A 589-nucleotide genomic window follows, 5' to 3' on the forward strand; every position below is an offset into this window, starting at 1 on the left:
CTATTATCTCGGAAATCAGAAAAGCTTTCATCTTGATATGGCAATAACTTCATCGCACAATAAGCAACATTGATCAGATTGATCATCATCTCAATGCCCTTGCAGCTCCGTACCATGTAGCTGCATAGCGACCAGAAAGTTTTCTGTTCATAGTAGCTGATTTCAATATTCCAGCGAAATGAATAAAGAAATAGCGGAATATATTTCATCTGGTCACTTCCGGTTTGATTTAAAGGTGAAGATTCCTGCCATGCACAGAAAATCTGCAGTTCTTCGGGCGATATCGTGCTAAAAAACAGGCGTTTGGTTCCTCCGGTTCTGGCTGTTGATGTAACATAAGCAAGAACCTCGCGTGTTCCAAAAAAATTTGTCAGGACACGGCGAACACCGGTATAATAATCGCCAACTTTTTCCTTCTTCTGCCACATACGGTATCCGAGAGGAACGGCAAGGTATGAGATTTTATCATGGCTCCAGACCGGAATACAGAGCATCAGGCTTACAAAGCAGTGCCCATTGAGATAGTTGGATCCGTTATGCGCAGCATGGTCAAAAAGTTTGGATACATTTTCAAATTTCAAGCCGAATT

1 pseudogene is annotated in these 589 nt (G+C 41.9%); it reads right to left on the reverse strand.

Annotated features, from left to right (window positions below):
* Window positions 1-589: pseudogene (locus WMO28_RS16800) on the reverse strand (IS701 family transposase); the annotation flags it as partial.

The sequence above is a fragment of the Blautia aquisgranensis genome (assembly GCF_040096615.1).
Lineage (GTDB): Bacteria > Bacillota > Clostridia > Lachnospirales > Lachnospiraceae > Blautia_A > Blautia_A aquisgranensis.